General features: G+C 34.6%; 18 protein-coding genes and 1 pseudogene. All 19 read right to left on the reverse strand.

The window, feature by feature from the left end; genetic code table 11:
* Positions 1-61: 61 nt before the first annotated feature.
* The 19 genes and pseudogenes from JRG66_RS01015 to JRG66_RS01105 all read right to left on the reverse strand — a co-directional run bounded on the left by JRG66_RS01015 (position 62) and on the right by JRG66_RS01105 (position 18,988).
* A complete protein-coding gene (locus JRG66_RS01015) occupies positions 62-1,006 on the reverse strand; it encodes a GNAT family N-acetyltransferase (protein ID WP_265163879.1) in 945 nt (314 codons plus the stop codon).
* 71 nt (positions 1,007-1,077) lie between these two features.
* Positions 1,078-2,193 carry a glycosyltransferase gene (locus tag JRG66_RS01020; protein ID WP_265163881.1) on the reverse strand — a complete coding sequence of 372 codons (1,116 nt, stop codon included), beginning with the start codon at positions 2,191-2,193 and terminating at the stop codon, positions 1,078-1,080.
* Positions 2,194-2,245: 52 nt separating this feature from the next.
* Positions 2,246-3,325 carry a glycosyltransferase gene (locus JRG66_RS01025; protein ID WP_265163882.1) on the reverse strand — a complete coding sequence of 360 codons (1,080 nt, stop codon included), beginning with the start codon at positions 3,323-3,325 and terminating at the stop codon, positions 2,246-2,248.
* 63 nt (positions 3,326-3,388) lie between these two features.
* Positions 3,389-4,504, reverse strand: a complete 1,116-nt coding sequence (locus tag JRG66_RS01030) for a glycosyltransferase family 4 protein (RefSeq protein ID WP_265163883.1) — start codon at positions 4,502-4,504, stop codon at positions 3,389-3,391.
* A gap of 138 nt (positions 4,505-4,642) precedes the next feature.
* The gene (gene pseI / locus JRG66_RS01035) at positions 4,643-5,689 is read right to left on the reverse strand and encodes a pseudaminic acid synthase (RefSeq protein ID WP_265163885.1); all 1,047 of its coding nucleotides are present in this window, start codon (positions 5,687-5,689) and stop codon (positions 4,643-4,645) included.
* A 9-nt stretch (positions 5,690-5,698) separates the two neighbouring features.
* Complete coding sequence (locus JRG66_RS01040) at positions 5,699-6,664, reverse strand: GNAT family N-acetyltransferase (RefSeq protein ID WP_265163886.1); 966 nt, start codon at positions 6,662-6,664, stop codon at positions 5,699-5,701.
* A 9-nt stretch (positions 6,665-6,673) separates the two neighbouring features.
* On the reverse strand, positions 6,674-7,681 hold the full coding sequence (gene pseG, locus JRG66_RS01045) for a UDP-2,4-diacetamido-2,4,6-trideoxy-beta-L-altropyranose hydrolase (RefSeq protein ID WP_265163887.1): 1,008 nt from the start codon (positions 7,679-7,681) through the stop codon (positions 6,674-6,676).
* Positions 7,682-8,388: pseudogene (locus JRG66_RS01050) on the reverse strand (acylneuraminate cytidylyltransferase family protein).
* Positions 8,373-9,128, reverse strand: coding sequence for an SDR family oxidoreductase (locus JRG66_RS01055; protein WP_265163889.1), 756 nt, complete (start codon positions 9,126-9,128; stop codon positions 8,373-8,375). Before JRG66_RS01055 ends, JRG66_RS01050 begins: the two are co-directional and overlap by 16 nt.
* Positions 9,125-10,024 (reverse strand): Gfo/Idh/MocA family oxidoreductase, encoded by a 900-nt coding sequence (locus tag JRG66_RS01060; protein WP_265163890.1) that lies wholly within the window; start codon positions 10,022-10,024, stop codon positions 9,125-9,127. Before JRG66_RS01060 ends, JRG66_RS01055 begins: the two co-directional genes overlap by 4 nt.
* The gene (locus JRG66_RS01065) at positions 10,006-10,845 is read right to left on the reverse strand and encodes an aldo/keto reductase (protein ID WP_265163891.1); all 840 of its coding nucleotides are present in this window, start codon (positions 10,843-10,845) and stop codon (positions 10,006-10,008) included. The genes JRG66_RS01060 and JRG66_RS01065 overlap by 19 nt, the downstream gene beginning before the upstream one ends.
* Positions 10,835-12,019 (reverse strand): UDP-4-amino-4,6-dideoxy-N-acetyl-beta-L-altrosamine transaminase, encoded by a 1,185-nt coding sequence (gene pseC / locus JRG66_RS01070; protein WP_265163892.1) that lies wholly within the window; start codon positions 12,017-12,019, stop codon positions 10,835-10,837. Before pseC ends, JRG66_RS01065 begins: the two co-directional genes overlap by 11 nt.
* Positions 12,020-12,023: 4 nt before the next feature.
* Entirely contained in the window at positions 12,024-13,037 is a 1,014-nt protein-coding gene (gene pseB / locus JRG66_RS01075; protein WP_443096477.1) for a UDP-N-acetylglucosamine 4,6-dehydratase (inverting), read from the reverse strand.
* A gap of 278 nt (positions 13,038-13,315) precedes the next feature.
* Positions 13,316-14,314, reverse strand: coding sequence for an alpha-2,8-polysialyltransferase family protein (locus JRG66_RS01080; protein WP_265163894.1), 999 nt, complete (start codon positions 14,312-14,314; stop codon positions 13,316-13,318).
* 10 nt (positions 14,315-14,324) lie between these two features.
* Positions 14,325-15,482 (reverse strand): hypothetical protein, encoded by a 1,158-nt coding sequence (locus tag JRG66_RS01085; RefSeq protein ID WP_265163895.1) that lies wholly within the window; start codon positions 15,480-15,482, stop codon positions 14,325-14,327.
* 51 nt (positions 15,483-15,533) lie between these two features.
* Positions 15,534-16,277: an SDR family oxidoreductase gene (locus tag JRG66_RS01090; RefSeq protein WP_265163896.1), complete on the reverse strand. Its 744-nt coding sequence runs from the start codon at positions 16,275-16,277 to the stop codon at positions 15,534-15,536.
* A complete protein-coding gene (locus JRG66_RS01095; protein WP_265163897.1) occupies positions 16,274-17,182 on the reverse strand; it encodes a Gfo/Idh/MocA family protein in 909 nt (302 codons plus the stop codon). The genes JRG66_RS01090 and JRG66_RS01095 overlap by 4 nt, the downstream gene beginning before the upstream one ends.
* Entirely contained in the window at positions 17,179-17,913 is a 735-nt protein-coding gene (locus JRG66_RS01100) for an acylneuraminate cytidylyltransferase family protein (protein ID WP_265163898.1), read from the reverse strand. The genes JRG66_RS01095 and JRG66_RS01100 overlap by 4 nt, the downstream gene beginning before the upstream one ends.
* Before the next feature lie 13 nt (positions 17,914-17,926).
* Entirely contained in the window at positions 17,927-18,988 is a 1,062-nt protein-coding gene (locus JRG66_RS01105) for a nucleotidyltransferase family protein (protein ID WP_265163899.1), read from the reverse strand.
* Positions 18,989-18,992 lie beyond the last annotated feature (4 nt).

The following is an 18,992-nucleotide window of genomic DNA, read 5'->3' on the forward strand; positions in this document are numbered from 1 at the left end:
AAATATTAGTTGATTTAAAATTCCAAAAATTATGATCAAAAAAAGAACTCCTAACATACCATTAGAATAATTCCAAGTCGCCCAGACTATAATCCCATTTATCCTTGGATAAACTAATATCCATTTCTGTTGGAGTAAGAAGAATTTCTCTTACCGTCAAAACAGGACCAAAATTTCCCTTGACAGTAGGTCCTGGAATCCCTAATAACTTTGGGGAGAAAGAAATTAACTGGGCTCCGAATTTAAAACTCCAGCGTTTAATGCAATTCCTTAATTCTATTTGCCCTTGTGGGTTAATGAAAATGCTTTCTACAATTCGAAGTTCTTTAACACCCCGATGAAATTGAATGTAACCAGCCAGATAAAAATTCTCCGTTCCCAAAACTTCATAATTTCTTAAGGGGTTGTTTTCATATCTCCACTTTAAATAATCTGCAGATTTTAGAGTATGCAAATTCTTTTCGCTCAATTTCTTATTCCATTCTCTACATAACTTTTCAATTTGGGAAAAAGAAGCTCGGTATTCAACACTATATTCCCGTTCATTCCTGAAAAGCTTCCAAAATGAATTAAAAGCTGGGTAAAGCGTTACCTCTATCTTTCCTACCTCCTCCCATCCCATTTTCAAATAACCGGGGCGACTTTTTTCATTTGGGGTATTAAACACAAAGGAAGCTTTTTCTTCTTTTGCAAGGTCCAGGGCTGTAAGAGTAAGTTTCTTAAATATCCCTTTTCCCTGGTGTTCTGGAAGGGTAGCAGTATCAACTGCCCTGAAACAGGAAAACTTTTTTTGTTTAAAGTTCCACTGCCATCTCATAAAGGCACGTACTCCTACAATACTTTCATCTTCCTCAGCAATGAAGACTAAAGATTTACCAAAGGGATTTTTGATGTGTTTATACTGCCAGATTTCCTCAGATAAAGCTAAATCTTTTTCTCCCAGGCTGGCTTTTAACACCATAACTATTTCTGGAATATCTTTTTCTGTAGCTTCTCTAATTCTCATATTTTAAGGACGTATAATTTATTTATTGTTTTTTCAGATACAGAGTCTCCCCCAGGTTAATTGAAAATTGATTACTTTCTTGTAATATCTATATAAATATTTTCTAATTCATCAACCATCCTCTTTAAACTAAAATTATCGATTACCCGTTCCCTCGCGGCCAATTGAAATTTTTCTCTTTTGTTAAGGTCAAGTATTAATTCTGAAGCCTTATTAGCCAGACAGGAATAACTCCCTACATCACATAAAATCCCGCTTTTATTGTTTTCCACCACCTCTACAACGCCTCCGGCTTTTGTAGAGACAACAGCACATTGCATGCTCATAGCTTCTAAAAGAGCAATAGGAAGACCTTCAAAAGCAGAACTCATCATAAAAATATCAAAAGCAGAAAAGTAAGCCACAGTATCGGTTTGTAGACCCGGGAGAATCACTCTTTTTTCTAAATTATATTCTTTAATCAGAGCCTTCACTTCATCTTCCTTGGGACCTGCACCTACCAAAAGGCCATATACCTCCGGATGATTTTGATGAATAATCTTAAATGCCCTCAGCCAATCGGGAATGGCTTTTTGTTCCCGGAATACAGCAATGTTACCAATAACACAGGCATCATCGGGAATAGAAAATTCTTTTCTAATTCTATTTCCTTTATCAATATCTTTTTGAAAATACTCTGTGTTTACCCCGTTTAACACGGTTCTTACCTTTACCTTAGGATTAATATTTTTATAGATGGATTGGGAAGAATCTTCAGATACTCCTATAGCGAGGTCCTGAAAATTAAAACTTAGTTTGTTTAAAATTTTGGTGGCTAAATGATAACGTTCCTGAATATTATGTTCTGTATATATTACTGGTAATTTTGTCCTTTGGTATACAATTCTACCAAGAAAACCAGACCAGGGTAAATGGGAGTGAATCAGGTCTATTTTATTTTTTTTACAATATTTTATAACCTCATTTGATTTGCCGAGCAGGCTAAGATTATTAGAAGCCTGTACACAGGTAACTGTTCCTCCGGCTTCCTTTATAGGCTGAACCATTTGATCTTTCCAGGGCAGAAAATAGATGTAATGAAATTCAAATTTTGAAAGGTTGTGTAGTTTCAAAGTTTCGGGTAACAAAACTTCGGCCCCTCCCCTGCCCAAGGACTTTATAATATGGAGGATCTTTATTTTAGACATAGTATTTTAAAACTTTCTTTTACCAATTTTTCAGGTTACTGGCAAAATTACGCTATTCCTTTTCCGGCACAATTTTTCTATAAGAATTAACGAACTTTAACGCAATTTCTTTGTTCATAAATTGGCTTACCACCATGTTATACGCTTCATTTATTTGAGAGTTATTTGCCTGAGATAAAGATTTCACAACAGCTTCAGAAAATTCCTCTTCTTTATTTTTTTCTATAAGGATACCTGTTTTATCATTTACAACCTCACTTATTCCTCCCACGTTATAAGCAACAACAGGTGTTTTGCAGAACATGGCCTCTAAGATAACTCCTGGAAGACCTTCAATGATGCTGGGTAACACCAATACGTCGGCAGCTTTAATAAAAGAAAGAGGATTATTCACAAAACCATAAAATGATACATAGGATTCTAGACCCATTTTTTTTACTTCCACTTCTATTTGTTCTTTCAATGGTCCATCGCCAACAAGATGAAGATGGACATGATGCTCCTTCTTCTTTAATAGTGCAAAGATTCGTAAAAGGCCTTTATGATTTTTTTCAAAACTAAAACCTCCCACGTGAACGATATGTTTTGCTGAAGTAGGCCTTAATTTTACAGGTAAATTTTCCTTTTTCTCTATCCCAATTGGTATTACCTCTGTTTTTCCTGTTAAAAAAGGGAAATGGCCAATTAAATCTTTTTCTGATGCTCCTGAAACCGAAGCTACATGATCTACATTGCTGTATAAAAATTTATTATACCTTTTTTGAAATGTTGAGGAAAGATAACGTCCTACTTCACTTGCATTGCGAAATAAAATAGGCGCTTCCCAGCCAAAAAAAAATTTTGAAAAGACAGCATACTTCAAAGTATCTCCTGCATTTGCCTGAACAACATCGGGTTGGAAGGATTTAATTATTTTTGCTAATTTTTTCCACCCTTTTAGATCCAGAAATCTATATGTCGAGGAGGCATTTAGAGAAATAATTTCTCCTTCGTAGGGCAGAGTGGCTTTTCCTTTATATACAGCAACAACCTGAACCTCTTTCCCCAGGACTTTAAGATGTTCCGATAATTGACAGGTGAAAATTTCTGCTCCTCTGTTCTGTGGTCTGTTAATTAATTGGAGTATTCTCAATACTAAATTTTATTATTATCTAATGTCTTAAACACTTCAGAATATGAAAAAAATGAGTATATTTTATTGTATGAGTGTAGTGTATAAGTCTAAAAGTCTTTTATTATTGTTAGACTCCAAGAATTTTTCATAGAAATTTTTAAGACTTGCTCTTCCATATTCTTCGCAATTATCTTTGCTATCTAAAAAGAATCGCAAAGCAGTAACGACGGAATTTATATCATGAACATTGAAAAATTTGGCATTTTTGTTCTTTTCCACTACCTCATGAAGAACTGAAATATCATTGCATGCAACAGGAAGACCTGCTGATTGCGCTTCTATTAAGGCTCCTCCTAACCCTTCATAAAGAGATGGAAATACAAACAAATCTGCCTCCTTAAGATAAGTAGGCACATCATTAGTAAAACCTATTAGGCTTACATGTTCCTCCAAGTTGTTTTCTTTAATGTAGTTTGTGAGCTGATTTGTAGCCGTACCATTTCTGCCTAAAATCTTCAAATGGAGATTATAGTTTTCCGAAATTAATATTTTCACCGCTCTCAGAAGATAAATTTGACCCTTTTGAAATTCATGTCTTCCCACATTTATAATCTTTATCGTAGAAGAAAAAGTAGGCGCTTTTTCTTGATAATTCAAGAGGAGAGGTTTTCTACCACGTGGAACAACAGTAATTTGTTGCGGATTAAGCCCCAGTTCTTTTACATAGTGCTCTTTCACAGCTTTCGTTATGCTGTGGAAATGATCAACACCTTTTTTTGCTGTCACTTGGTCAATAAGCTTATATAATCTAAGCCCATACTTGTTAACCCTTTCATCTGAAAATCGTTCTATAGAATAAGTAGTATTTACAAGACTTTCAAGATGATTAAAATTAACAAATAATTTAGATAAACGTGTTCTGATATTCGATCTAAAAAGAATACTGTGAACAAGATCGTAATTCCCATTCTTGATAACTTCAGCAATTTCCTTAACTTGTGAAGCAAGACCGATGTTCTTTAAAAAGCTAATAGAATATCCTTTAGACAATAATTCCTGCTGAAAACCCACCTCTTTTTTGTCTAAACAAAGAATATCGAAATAGATCTTTTTTGATTCCAGGTATTCGCAAAAGACAGCAGTCGATCTTTCTGCCCCGCCGGCTCCCAAACTGTCTATTACTATTAGTATTCTCATATCTTTACCCTATTGTGCACCACTTCAGAAATACTATACTAAAGGTCTATATTTAAAGAAGATGGACAAATCTTGATATAACATCCAAAACTTCCTGTTATCTAATTTATTATTTAAAATAATTTTTCGCCTAATAAGCTAATCTCTTGTAACAAAATCGAGTTCCATTCGGGTACCTTTAGGTAATTTAATTTTTGATGTTTTACCCAAAACTTCCTTTAGGTATTTTGGATGAAGACCAAATCCCGGTCTTATAGAACGCACATTCTCCTCTGTGAAAGACTCTCCTTTATCAATGTCCTTCACAACATAAAGAGAACGGGAGAAATTCCGACCGTTCTTTTGTTTTTCAGTCAAAGTATAATCCACCTCGCCTATTGCTTTTTCTGCCTCTCTAACAGCTATTACCATCTCTTTAAACTCCTTTTCATCCATTGAAAAAGAGGCATCAGGTCCTCCAACTTCTTTGTTTAAAATAAAGTGCTTCTCAATGATTTTTGCACCCATGGCGGTTGCTACTATCGGCACAGTATTACCCAGCGTATGATCTGACAGTCCAGAAATCACGTTGTAACGTTGAGCCAAATCTTTGATCATAACCATATTAGCTTCTTCAATCGGCGCTGGATATGATGAAGTACATTTTAATAGGGCAATATCATGGTTGCCCATTCTTTTGCAGGCCTCGAGAGCTAATTCAATATCTTCTTGTTCAGCTATACCCGTAGAAATAATAACAGGTTTTCCTTTAGATGCAACTGATTCAATCAACGGAATGTCAGTAATTTCAAAGGAGGCTATTTTGTAGGCCGGACAATTCAATTTTTCTAAGAAATCAACAGCAGTGAAGTCAAAAGGTGACGAGAAACAAACAAGATCTTCTTCTTTGGCAACTTTGAACAACCTATCATGCCATTCCCATGGTGTTTGAGCTTCCTCATATAAATTGTATAAATATTGCCCATCCCAAATAGTACCCTGATTCAACTTGAAATCTGAAGTGTCTGAGTAAAGAGTCATAGTTTCAGGTCTATAAGTTTGCAACTTTATTGCATCAGCACCAGCACGTTTTGCCGCTCGTATTGTCTCACATGCGACGTCTAAACTTCCATTGTGGTTTGCTGATAATTCAGCAATAATAAAACAAGGAGAATTTTTATCAATAACAAAATTGTCTATTTTCATAGTATTAATTTAAAACCATTTGTGAAAGGTATAATAGGTATTCAATAATTTGAAACCTAGTTCTTCATGTATTTTTTGACTAATGATATTCTTTTCTATTAGAGTGGTATCTATCACCTCAGCTCCATTATCAATACAAGCATGAAGGGCACACTTAAAAATTTCTCTACCTATTCCTTTGCCACGAAATTCTGGTGATACCGCTGCAAATTCCCACGTTGCGCGCTTTTTCGCTATAACTTTATCATATCCATTTATTTTAAAAATAAACATTCCAGCAATTTTGTTTTCCTCTTCAACCACTATAATTCTTGACTCAGTATTTACAGCACTCTCTATCCACTTCTGGTATAAAGAATCCACTTTATTTTTTTTAATTCTATTATCTAAGTAAAAGTGAGACTTATCAAAAGTGCTTTGTAATGCTATTGATTTTAGAACGGGAACATCATCTGCAACCATATATCTGTAATTACTGGAAAGATCTTTATCAGTGAAATTTTCAGAATGAACTATTCTCTGAGTTATACATTCATAAAAAAAGAAATTTTTCTCTTGTAGTGTAAGGACAGGTGTAAAATAGGATGTATCAATTTTGGTCATAACTAAGCTAATCTTTTCATCTCGAGCCCAACTTTCAAATAGATTGATTAGTCCCAGAGAAACATTTTTTCTATCCTCCTGCTCTTCAGAAACTAAAAAATAATCAATTTTAGCTACGGCATACCCAAAATGATCAGTGTCCCATTCCGATTTTTTAAATCCAATTAGTCCGATTATATCTTCATCTTTGAAGGCAAAATATAATACTCCTGTTTGACCATACAATTTTAATTTTTCAATTTTCCCTCTAACGGCCTCCTCCTTTTTAGTAAAAGGATCATTCATATATCGTCCAAATGGCACCCGGGACAAGAAATTGAAAATAGCATCAAAAGCTAGATCCTCTGGGAAGTCCTTACTAAATTCTATCATAGATTGATTTTATGAGCTAATTAATTGATTTCTTAAAGAGATAAAATTTTTTAAGTGCAAATGAGGAGATTGTCTTACTTCCTCCTTCATAGAAAAATTGCTGTAAGCTTCTGGTTTTTTACACAATTTAACCATTAAACTTGGTAACTCTTCACCAATAGGTGCAAAAGCATCAAAGGTGGGAATTCTTGTATTTTCCCTCAAAAAAGTAAATAATTTTTTTTGGTTATCTGCATAGTAGCACACTAAAGGAATACAACCTGTAGCGACTACTTCAAAAAACACTCCACTGGAAGGCACTATTGCCACGTCTGAAATCTTCATGATTTCACACATTTCTACATCATTTAAAGATGAAAGTAATTCTATCCTTTTATTATTAATATATGACTTGGTTAAGGTAAAATAATGTTGATTAGCTGATCCTAGAACTACTCTTATTTTTTTTATGTTTTTTAAATCCATCACTACGTCTAGTACTCGGCCGGTTAAATTTTCATAATCAGAACCCCCAAAACAAACTAGCAGATTTTCGACTCCCTTAATTACTCTTTTTTCTGAAGTTTCTTTAAAAAAAACCGGGCGCAATAAAGCGTGTGCGGGTCCTAAAGCAAAAATGGTATGAGCCTGGGTTTTATAATCATCTATTCCAACCCCGGGAGAATGATTAATAATTAAATCGGCTACAAATTCTTTATCATGAAGGTCATCTATACAAACGAGCTTCGAGCCTTTCTTTTTCACCTGTTTCTGATAACTGGTATCGAGTCCATAATGATCCAATACTACAATCTCCGCTCCAGTAAGTACAGCAAAGAATTCTTCTTCAGAAGCAATTTTATTTAAATGAAAACCTTCCTTGATAAGTTCATTTTTTAATTCAGAAGTTACTTCTTTACACACAAAATGAATTTGAAATTCAGACTTCAGCATGTGAGCTAAAGCCATGCATCTGACTATATGCCCAAGACCTATTCTTGAACTGCCATCAGCTCTAAAAAAAACTTTACACCTCATTCATCTCCTACTTAAAAAAAAACTTGCCATTTCTAAATCATCATACTCGTCTATATCTATGGCGTGTATCCAGTGTAAAGGAAAAAAGGAATAACGAGGACCATAAAATGTTTTACTTTTAAACAACTTCTTTGTCCTTGCTATCCAAATGGCGCCTGTGGGACAGTACAAATCCGGTAAGTCCTGAGATCTCTTCATTCTCTCCTCCTCTTTGAAAATTGGTCTGGCAATACCATTTCTATCTATTTCATGCGCCCACCAGGGATTCATCCAACCATATTTAAAAGAACTTATTTGAAAATTTATTTTCTCTTCAATAAAATTATTAATTGCATGATCGATATCCTCAGCTGTTCTCAGAGGGCAATTAGCCATTAGCTGAACTACGATGTCTGGCAGTACATAATTGATTTCTTGCAATTGTTGTAAGGTTCGAATTGTAGCGAGGCTAATAGGGGAATGATGATCGGCGTTTTTGTCTCTCAAAAAAGGCACTTCCGCTCCGTATTCTTTAGATATCTTTGCTATTTCTTCATCGTCAGTACTTACAATGACTTTTGAAATAAATTTAGAATTCAATGCTGCACCTATAGTCCATGAGATTAGAGGTCTCCCCCCAACTCCACAATATTCTTTCTAGGAATTCTCTGTGATCCACCCCTCGCGGGAATAATTGCTATAATATTTGGTTTTACCATATTGTCCATCCTCCATCTACAATTAGATTCTGTCCTGTCATATCCTTGGCTTTATCAGAAATTAAAAATTCTACCGGACCTTTTACATCCTCCTCTTTAAGCATATTATTCATTGGATTAAGAGCTTTGTATCTTTCTTCAAAATCCTTATTTGTTCGTCCCTTTATTCCCCCAAAACTTATACAATTCACTCTAATCTCGGGTCCTAACCTGACTGCTAGTTCTTTTACAAGATGAATTTGAGCCGCTTTTGATACACCATAATGAATTGGTGAAGAACTTTGGAAATCTTCATATAGGGAAGGGGACGGTGCCACAACCCCATATATGGATGAGATAAAAATTATGTTTTTTAGAGCTCTGTCAACTTTCAGTATTTCGAGGGTAAGTTTATAGGGGAATATTACATCCATATGAAATTCACCAGCAAAATTCTCTTCAGAAATTGAATAGTCATCTTCAATCTTGATGTAATCTAAAGACCGTGCATTATGGATAATGTGTTCAATGGAAATTTTAACCTGTTTTAGAGCGTTTAAAAGGGTCGGGATGGCATCTTTTTTCGTAAAATCAACTTCTAGAACATGTAAGAACTTTAAACGGTCTTCATTAATGAGATGCACTTTATCAGTAAGAAACTTTTTTCGATTTCTTGAAGTGGTAATAACGAGAAAGTCGTTGTCTAAAAAATGATTCACAAGCTGGAATCCTACTTTACCGCTCCCACCAGTTATTAGTATTGATCTCATTTCCTACCTTTTTCTATTATTTCTATTACTTCAAGTGTTTCCTCTCTCTTTACGTTGCTCGCTTCTCCCTTCACTAATAATACAAAATGTTGCAAAGATGCTTTAAAACTATCATAGGCATTAATAAATCTCTTCTGAACACTACCTTTCTCTCCAAAAAATTCTAATTGTAAAGGACAAGGAGTGGATCCTGTAACTTTAAGGTAAGCTGAAATCCTCTCCCACTCCACAAGACACATCTTCATTCCATTTTTGTTAAATGGTATTACATCTTTTAGAGCACCACGATTCGGTAATTGAGCTATAATAGGTTCGATAATATGCACTGCGTAAGTATCCCACTTTTTTGGAACAGAAGCTTCTATATGTCGAACGGTCCCGATATGATCTAAATCATTATATGTTAATTGCAATTCTTTTGCAAATCTGAGAGAAGTGCAGGAAAAAATTTGATTTGAGTACTCCTGAGCAGCTAGTAACTTCTGTGCTCCCTTTACGGAAAGAGCTAAAGGTTTATCTATAAAAATTGGGATAGAAGCTTTTAAAAAAGGAATAGCAAGATCATAATGAAGCGCTGCGTCATCTCTCGCCAAAAGAACAGCATCCACCTCTTCTAACATTTGTTCAAGATTCCTCACTACATTCGGAATTTTGGATGCTTGTGCTATGTGTGATGACAAATTATAATCTTGGGTCCAAATGTGAGTAACCTCCCCAATCTCTCCTAAGCTGTCTTCCGGAAAACTCCGTTTGTTCAGATAATCAGGTATGGCAGGAAAAGGACAGCTATTCATAGTTCCTCGCTCGTATCCATTGAAAATTGCACTCCATGAATAGGGGTGGCCATTACCCGGACTCATTCCTATCACTCCTAATCTTATTTTTTCTTTGGCCAACTTGAAGGTGTTAAAATATTAGTAGAAATGTTTAAATCTATTTCTGGCAACTTTGTTGGTTCCCATTTTTTCAGGTTTTCTGATAATTGCTCAGTATTTTCCACTCCTAATATAACTTTATCTACAAATGGACAGTCTAAAACAAATTTTAACAATTGGCTGGACAGCCTTTCTTTTTCTTTCTGTAAAATTACCAGTAATGGTTTTATCTCATCATAGAAAGAATCTAGATTTGAAGGATCCATGAAGAATAAACCCTGTAAAAAAGTTGATCTGGTATGAATTTCACACCCTATACTTCTCAACTCCTTCATCTCTATTTGGAACCTTCTATCAAAGTAATTGAATGGAACCTGAACCAAATCTGGGAGAAAACCCTTTTCTAACAATTGATGTAATTCTCTTGGTTCGTTCAATGAGAAGCCTATTTTTTTAACCAGACCCTGTTCCTTAAGGATTTGCAATTTTTCCCATTGCCCTGGTTCTTCAATTAACATAATAGGTCTGTGCGCCAAATAACCGTACAAGTAGTTAATTCTAAGTTGTGCCAGAGAAGACTGAAATTGATCTACTATCCCTTCCCCATCGGCAGGAGGAAGAAATTTCGAAACTACCTTAAATTTTGATAAATCATTTTCTCCCAGAACCTCTTCTGAATTGCCGTAGCCAGAAGCGGAATCTAAAAGATCAATACCCTCTGTACTTGCAAGTTTTAGAATCTCGGTGACTTCTTGAGGTTTTGTTTGGCCATTCTTATTCGAGATTCCATAACATGTTCCGAATTGGACGGTACCTAAACCGATTCGATTTCTATCTTTCATAGAAAGCAATAATTTTTGCAATCACGAAATCCTGCTCATCTTGTGTAAAAGAAGGAAACATAGGTAAACTAAGACAGTGTTTATAATAATTCTCAGCATATGGTAAATCACCTACTTTCCAACCTTTTTTTTGATAGTAAGGCATAAGATGACAGGGAATATAATGAATTTGAGCTAAGATTCGATGTTCTCTAAGGTAATTGTATAATTCTAATCTGTCCTCTACTTCCAGAATGTATAGGTGATAGGCATGTCCCTTAACTATTCCTGATTGCCCGAGAATATACTTTTTTCCTTTGAAGCTGTTAAAATAATTTTCTGCTATTTCCCTTCTTCTTTTTAAACCGTCATCCGCTCTTTGAAGCTGACTTAGTCCAAGCGCAGATTGGAAATCTGTAATTCTATAGTTATACCCCAACTCCTGCATTTCCATATACCAGTTGGGATAATGTTGTTTTCCGCCAGCTAATTCAATAGAATTTTCATAATTAAACTCCTCTTTAGTTATTCCATGAGTTCTAAGTTGAAGTAACCTTTTATATAACACTTCATTATTAGTAGTAATCATCCCGCCTTCTCCGCAAGCTATGTGCTTTACTGGATGAAAGGAAAAAATAGAGAGATCTGAAAATCTTCCATTACCACAAAAAACTTCTTGCCCATTGGAATCAATAAAAAAACCGCCGGGAGCATGACATGCGTCCTCCACAATCCATAGACCATACTCATCTGCTAATTTTTTAAACTTTTCCAGATCTACAGATCTACCCGCAAAATCTACAGGTATTATTCCTTTAAAGGTTCCTTTCGGTGATTGTTCCAAAAGCTTTTGCACCTTTCGAATATCGAGTAAGTAAGTGTCAGGATCAATATCAGCAAAGACAACTTCACCACCACAATACCTGACACAATTTGCAGAGGCTGCAAAAGTTATAGGCGTTGTAATAACTTTATCTCCCGTCTGCACATCAAGAGATAGAGTAGAAAGATGCAGAGCAGCCGTACCATTTGCCACTGCAACTGCATATTTACTGCCTATATACGCAGCAAATTTCTCCTCAAACTCCTGAATTTTTGGTCCTTGTGTAAGATAATCAGATTGTAAAGCCTGTACTACACTATCAATATCCTCTCGTGTAATGTTTTGTCTTCCGTAAGGGATTGGTTTATCCATGGATCTATACTTCAAAAGTTGAATCAACGTGTTCTTTTATTAACCTTCTCAAATCTTCAACAGATTCCCATTCGGAGTTCTCACCGGAATTATATCTAAATCCCATTGGTACTTTTTCCGCCTTAAATGTTTTGATAAAATCTTCGACTTTCCATCTATGAGTAGTGGGGACAATAACGTAATATCTTCCCACATCATATGTATAAAAAGAATCAGAAGAAGTAATCATCTCTTCATGAATTTTCTCACCTGGACGAATACCAATGACAGGTTTTTCACATTCAGGCCCAATAGCTTCTGCCACGTCCACCACACGGTAGGAAGGGATCTTAGGAACAAAAATTTCACCACCCCAGGCATACTCAAGTGCATGCATCACCATATCCACACCACCTTGTAATGAAATATTAAACCTTGTCATGGTAGGATCTGTAATTGGTAATATACCTTCATTCTTTTTCTTTAGGAAAAAAGGAATAACTGAACCATTCGATCCCATAACATTCCCATAGCGAACCACAGAAAAACGTATAGGATTTGATCCAACAATATTATTTGCTGCCACAAAAAGTTTGTCTGAAGCTAATTTTGTTGCTCCATAAAGGTTTACAGGTGCTGCTGCCTTATCAGTTGATAATGCTACCACCCTATCAACATTTGTTTCTGTACAAGCATTAATTATGTTTTCAGCTCCTAAAATATTTGTCTTAACACATTCCATGGGATTATATTCCGCTATAGGAACATGTTTCATTGCAGCTGCATGAATTACATAATCCACACCCCGCAAGGCCCTTTTCACCCGTTCGTAATCCCTTACATCTCCAATAAAAAAACGGAGTTGAGGAAACTGGGAAGCAGGATATTCCTGTGCCATCTCAAACTGTTTTTGTTCATCTCTTGAAAAGATGATTAGACGTTTTACATTAGGAAAATTTTGAATGATGTGAGAAGTTAGTGCTTTTCCAAGAGAGCCTGTTCCTCCAGTAATTAAGACAGATTTACCAGATAATTCCAATATTAAGATGATTTTAAGTTGATAAATTTTCGAAACCCAAAGATAAGTAATTACTCAGGGAAACCTTTAGGATGGTAAATTTTAAACGTAATTTAACAGGAAGTTACCTCCATATCAACTTTTTTTATTTCCAAAGTAGTGCGTAGATGTTCCGTTTGAAGTACCCCCCTGTACAAAGTTTTCTATTTCCACAAATAGAAATTCTCCAATACTGAAAAAAAATTTTTCAGAACTAAATTTAATAAAAGACCTAGGATTTCCATTCTAGTCAAAATGATTTATGAACCACTTAATTTCAGTAAGGTGAAATCTTCCTTTGATATGTTTTCAAAGTAGTTGTAAATTTTGGCAAGATGTTCTTTATTTTTATGATTATAAATTTCCTTTTGTGGAATGTAAATAGAAATTAACTCAGATTTACTATTAAAATAAAAGAGATTAACCAATACTGAACTGTAGAAAGATATAATTTTACCTGGCACCTCTTCTAGATTCATATAATAGTCTTCATATACTCTGTTTTGTTTTCTTACTTCAAAAATGATGGCAATATCCTGAAGGATAGACTCTTCTTCTCTGGGATGGGGAAAATAAATAATCTTGCTCCCCCGGTATAACTTTTTGATTTTTTCAAGACTCTCCAAGTAAAAATTTGTAGAGACAATATCAAAAGCGGGAAGAGGTTGCCCCAAAAAATGTATGACATTCTTTTTTGCTATCTTTGAATCTAAAGATATAGAACTACTAATATATTGAATAGAATCCATGGGGCCAACATTCAATGGAAGTGGCGTAACAAAGGTTAATGACAGAATCCTAGGACGCTTAAATCTTAATAATCCGAAAAAATGGGGAAATTGCATTACGGATTCGACTTCCTTTTGCTTCCTGTCAAAATTATTAACAACCATTTGTAATCCATCGTACAATAAAAAAAGTTTACTTCTATCCTCATACTCCCCCAGTACACTTAAGTGGATTAGATTGACATAACTACCAATATAGATTTTATCATAATGAGACTTTTTTGTCTTTAACTTTATAATTTTCCACCTGATAGAAACAATCTTTAAATAAGCTGATAGACCGTTATTGTGTGGTAAATACCATGTATTAATGTCGGCCCATGGCAAATGTCCTACTTCATCCCTAATTTTTTCAGCTTCGGTTTGCGTCCTCACTGTTATTATTAGGGTTGCATTTTTTACAAGGTGAGGCGAATAACCAAGAAAAAAAGCTTGAGGGACTGTAGATAAGAGAAATAGTGATTGTGGCAAACGTTAAATTTTAGATCTTTTTTCTTTTTTGCATATCTTTTATAATACGCTTGATGGCATAGTGATAGGAATTTTCCTTAACCTCGTCATTGTCCTTTACAAATTTCTTTACATAATTATTATAAAGAGTTTCATTGACTTCGTACTTGTCTAATTGAGATAAGTTTCTATCGACCATGTCTATTACGGGTAAATTCAGTAAATCCTTATACGTATTTACCGCTACATAGATCCACTCCACATCTTCCAGATCTTTATCTAAAAGTAAAATTATAGGTTTTTTATAATATGCTGCCATCCCTATTGATGTACTGTAATGAGCAAAAACATAAGTGGCATTTTTCACCAGTTGTTGAGTTTTTCCTCCTGTACGTTCCCATCCTTCAAATTTATCCCGTAGCTCCTCCTCTGCCGTTACACTTTCTGGATGTTCGGCAATAATAATTTTATCAAGTTCAAAATAAGTTTTTAACTCTTCTAGAGTTAGTGTGAGTCTATCATAATAATGATCAAAATTTTTAGGAGCCATATCTTTAAAAGCGATTGGTAAGATCTGATCCAGGAAAACCCCAATACGTTCATTTTTACTTACATCTGTCTTATCTTGTACTATATAATTAGCATCATCTGAATGAACAATGAAAATATTTTCATGTTTTACGGTGAAAAAAGCCTTTAAAGGTAAATCATACTCTGTAGTGCACATGTAGTAATCGGGCGCATAATAAGAACGATTACTCAAATAAATTGATTTAAAATAGAAGGGCAACTTCTTAAAAGTTTTAAAAAGCTTTCTCAAAATCTTTTTTACTAGATTATCTGGTGTAAATTGAAATGGAGATGGTTTAATCTGGAATGCCAGAAGCTTATCCTGTTTCCGCACTAGAATCTCGAAAGAACCTCGAGCAAACATGAGGTAAGTGTCATTGCAAACATAGATCGCCGGCTCAGAGTCCAAATTTTCTTTGAAAGAAATTAAGTCATCATTATGAAGGCATCTTGTTCTTAAGTTGAGCATGTAGTCATCATTACAAGTAGGATTACCACCATAAATATGAGTGAGATCTAAAAGCTTTACATCATGCCCCTCCTCAATTAATTTATCAAATTGAAAAATTTTGCGATGAGAATTTCTGAAAATTCTAGTGAAGCAAAAAATAATAGTCATGAAGTCTCAGGTTATCGGGGTGTTGTACAGAATAAAATCAACTTAGTTTGTTTAAATAGCTGTCCAGCCTCCATCTACCATCATATTATGTCCAGTAATAAAAGAAGCTTCATCTGACAAAAGAAAAACAATTGGTGGTGCAATTTCTTCCGGATTCGCTAATCTTTTAAGTGGTGATTTTTCAGAATACCTTTCTATGAACGAGGGGTGCTGATTATCCTTATCTAAAACCCCTCCCGGAGAAACACAGTTAATTCTAACATTATATCTTCCATAGTAGGAGGCTAAAAACCGAGTAAGATTAATGATTCCTCCCTTTATAGCTGTATAAGCAGCGGGAGAGCTTCCGTTATATCCTTCATACAGGGAAAAATCATTCCCTACCACACCGTAAATAGAACCTATATTTACAATAGAACCTGATTTTTGTTTCTTCATTATTTTGAGCACTCTCTGACAGATATAAAAGACACTGTTCATCTGGTAATCTACATTTTCCTGCCAGGATTTTAGTGACACATCTTCAAATTTTGTTCCCCAATCTGAAGTTCTGGGATAAGCAAGATTGACAAGACCGTCTATTCTACCATATTGACGTTCCACATCATCTATCGCATCGTCTATTTCTTCTTTTTTACTAACATCACAGGAGATAAATGTAGAATCTGAATTTCCTTTTTTTGTAATATCCAAACCAATAACTCTTGCACCTGCTTCTTTTAAATAGGTCACGACCTGCTTTCCTATTAATCCATTGGATCCAGTAACAAGAACTACTTTGTTTTTAACCTTCATAAACTCAATTTTAATATTTTAAATGCTTGCTCTGCAGAATTAAAGTTAGGGTTAGTCCCCGTAAGAATGTTGTTTAAGAAATATTCCATCTGTTCAACGTAAGTGTTAATTAATGGCTGTTCGGAAGAAAAAATTTCTTGATCATTACGATAAATTTTGTTAGAAATGATATCTGCCAAAAACGTTTCTTCTGAAGTTAAAACTTCAAAAGTTCTTTTCGTATCACGCCTATAGTAATTTAGCGTCACATTGGCGCAAAAATTCTCATATTCCAGATTATAACTGGCATAATCTACTGCATCAATTTGAAGTGAGGAATTACTTTTGAAAATTACACTACTTTTTTCGGGAACTCCAAAGATCCAACATAAGTAATCAAGTTCATGTATTAAATCTAGATGAACTCCTCCTCCTAAATTTCTATTAGCACTATATATTTTTCTGTAATTAGTATTAGGTCTCCAATCTGGTAAGTAGGAACCACTATAGGAGTTAACCTCATTAACCCTCCTGGTCCTTACTATTTTTTTCATTTCCTTCAAACAATCTCTAAACCTTAAATTGCATGCGATATAAGTAGGCACTTTAACTTCTATTATGTTGTCAAGAAGTTTTTTATTAGCCTCACTTATTTCGCTGAATAACGGCTTTTCAATAAACAGAGGTTTACGAAATTTTAGTACTTCTTGAATTGTTTCTGAATGCTTTGAAGTAGGGTTGGAAATTATAATAAAATCAAATTCAATATTGTACAATTCTTTTATAGAAAAGACATTTTTAACACCTGGATGGCTAGTTGGATCTTTGGAAGACCTTAAAGCATAAATGTCAACTAGCCCTAATTCTTTCAAGGAAAAGATGTGTTTTTGTGCAATAGAACCCAAACCTATAATTAAAACTTTCATTGTAGAAAATTAAAATCAAGTTTATCTTTCTCCATTAAAAAAGACATGAAATCGTAGTCTAGCGGATGATCCAAATCAAAACATATGTGAGGCATTTGATATATTAAAGTTTTCGGAGTAATAGGGGATGTCATATGATTTTCAAAAAAACTTCTCCTATAGATATAAAAGGAAGCATTCATATCATAAACTTTTGGTGCCGATTGGCGGGTTACAAATTCCCCCTCCTTTACAAGCTGTATGAATTCACTGTTAGGCCTTTTTTCTACCATGTTAAAATATGGATTTCTATTTGCTTCATTTACTGAAAAAATGTTGATAGCCTCCTTGTTACTTCTTAAAAGACCAAAAGCAGTTTGAATATCCTGGATTGTTCTTAAGGGTGAGGTTACATCAAGATCCAGAATATAATCATAGATAATTTTATTTTCTCTTTCTGCATACAATCTTACATCATTTAGCACTCCTATCTTTCCAGAATTATCTGTAGCAAGTTCCGCGGGCCTGTCATATTCAGTACTAACAGTTTTCAAATTACATGCTCTAACGGTCTGTTTTATTTCATCAGAATCCGTTGAAAGATAGATCTGAACCCCTGGGTTCTCTGAAGCGTATATATCTGCCAACTTTAAACTATAATAGATTAGAGGTTTTTTGTTTAGAATCTTGATGTTTTTACCAGGTATTCCCTTAGAGCCACCTCTGGCACAGACCGTAATAAGAGTATTCATGACAATTATACTGTTACTTATTCAAACTTGAATGTTTAACTAATTCCTGAGCCTGTTTATAGTCCACCGGTTTACCAATATCAATCCAAAAACCTAAAATTGGGTTATGTATTAATTTCCCCCCTTCTTTGATTAACTCTTCCATAAGTTCCGTAATATCATAATATTTATTTTGAGGGATTTTTGAAATCAGTTCCTTTTTAAGAATATAAATTCCAGCATTAGAATAATAAACGTAGGAAGGCTTTTCTTTAAATTCCATCACTTCTTTTCCTTCCGTTTCAAAAACTGCATAAGGCACATCCACTTTATATTCCGTTGATGCTACTGCCATATCGGCTTCCTGATTAATGAGATCAACATACAGGTCCTCAAAATCAACATTTGTAAATAGATCACTATTCATTAACAAAATATGATCAGTTTCAAAATTTTCTACAAGTGCTAAAGCCCCAGCTGTCCCTAAAGGTTTATCTTCCCAAACATATTCAATGCTTATTCCCTTACTGCTTCCATCTCCAAAATAATCTTGGATCTGTTCTCCAAGATATTTCACAGATATGTAGATTTTCCTAATTCCATAAGAAATTAGCCTGTCTATGTTATGTTCAATGATAGGTTTTTCACCCAGAGGCAGCATAGGTTTTGGAATATCGTCAGTAAGTGGACTTAATCTTTTTCCTCTCCCTCCTGCCATTATCATACACTCTAAAGGCAGAACAGACTGGGTTTTCTCAAGATCTATAATCCGTTTAAGTCTCATATTTCGATCAAGAATGGGTAGAATCTTCAAATCTTTTTTCCTGTATTCTCTAAGATCCAAAAATCCTGAATGTTCAAACTTGAATATGAAATTCCTATTACAAATCTCTTCTAGTCGCTTTGATAAATTCCCGTGCTGAATTAAAGACCTCCTCACATCACCATCTGTGAGTGAGCCCAAAATTACTTCGTTATCATCAGCCACAAAAAGAATAAGACGACTTACGTTAATTTTAGATCGAACGTTATTCAACTTCCTTAAAGCGTCAAGAATCGTCTGATCTCTGTGAATAGTTATTTCTTCAAAACACATAACC

Origin of the sequence: Salinimicrobium tongyeongense (assembly GCF_026109735.1) — a bacterium.
In the GTDB taxonomy this organism is placed as follows: Bacteria; Bacteroidota; Bacteroidia; order Flavobacteriales; family Flavobacteriaceae; genus Salinimicrobium; species Salinimicrobium tongyeongense.

Coding starts and splice junctions, on each gene's coding strand:
- JRG66_RS01015 (WP_265163879.1), bottom strand. CDS start 1,006: ATGAGAATTAGAGAAGCTACAGAAAAAGATATTCCAGAAATAGTTATG.
- JRG66_RS01020 (WP_265163881.1), bottom strand. CDS start 2,193: ATGTCTAAAATAAAGATCCTCCATATTATAAAGTCCTTGGGCAGGGGA.
- JRG66_RS01030 (WP_265163883.1), bottom strand. CDS start 4,504: ATGAGAATACTAATAGTAATAGACAGTTTGGGAGCCGGCGGGGCAGAA.
- pseI (WP_265163885.1), bottom strand. CDS start 5,689: ATGAAAATAGACAATTTTGTTATTGATAAAAATTCTCCTTGTTTTATT.
- JRG66_RS01040 (WP_265163886.1), bottom strand. CDS start 6,664: ATGATAGAATTTAGTAAGGACTTCCCAGAGGATCTAGCTTTTGATGCT.
- pseG (WP_265163887.1), bottom strand. CDS start 7,681: ATGAGGTGTAAAGTTTTTTTTAGAGCTGATGGCAGTTCAAGAATAGGT.
- JRG66_RS01055 (WP_265163889.1), bottom strand. CDS start 9,128: ATGAGATCAATACTAATAACTGGTGGGAGCGGTAAAGTAGGATTCCAG.
- JRG66_RS01065 (WP_265163891.1), bottom strand. CDS start 10,845: ATGAAAGATAGAAATCGAATCGGTTTAGGTACCGTCCAATTCGGAACA.
- pseC (WP_265163892.1), bottom strand. CDS start 12,019: ATGGATAAACCAATCCCTTACGGAAGACAAAACATTACACGAGAGGAT.
- JRG66_RS01085 (WP_265163895.1), bottom strand. CDS start 15,482: ATGACTATTATTTTTTGCTTCACTAGAATTTTCAGAAATTCTCATCGC.
- JRG66_RS01090 (WP_265163896.1), bottom strand. CDS start 16,277: ATGAAGGTTAAAAACAAAGTAGTTCTTGTTACTGGATCCAATGGATTA.
- JRG66_RS01095 (WP_265163897.1), bottom strand. CDS start 17,182: ATGAAAGTTTTAATTATAGGTTTGGGTTCTATTGCACAAAAACACATC.
- JRG66_RS01100 (WP_265163898.1), bottom strand. CDS start 17,913: ATGAATACTCTTATTACGGTCTGTGCCAGAGGTGGCTCTAAGGGAATA.
- JRG66_RS01105 (WP_265163899.1), bottom strand. CDS start 18,988: ATGTGTTTTGAAGAAATAACTATTCACAGAGATCAGACGATTCTTGAC.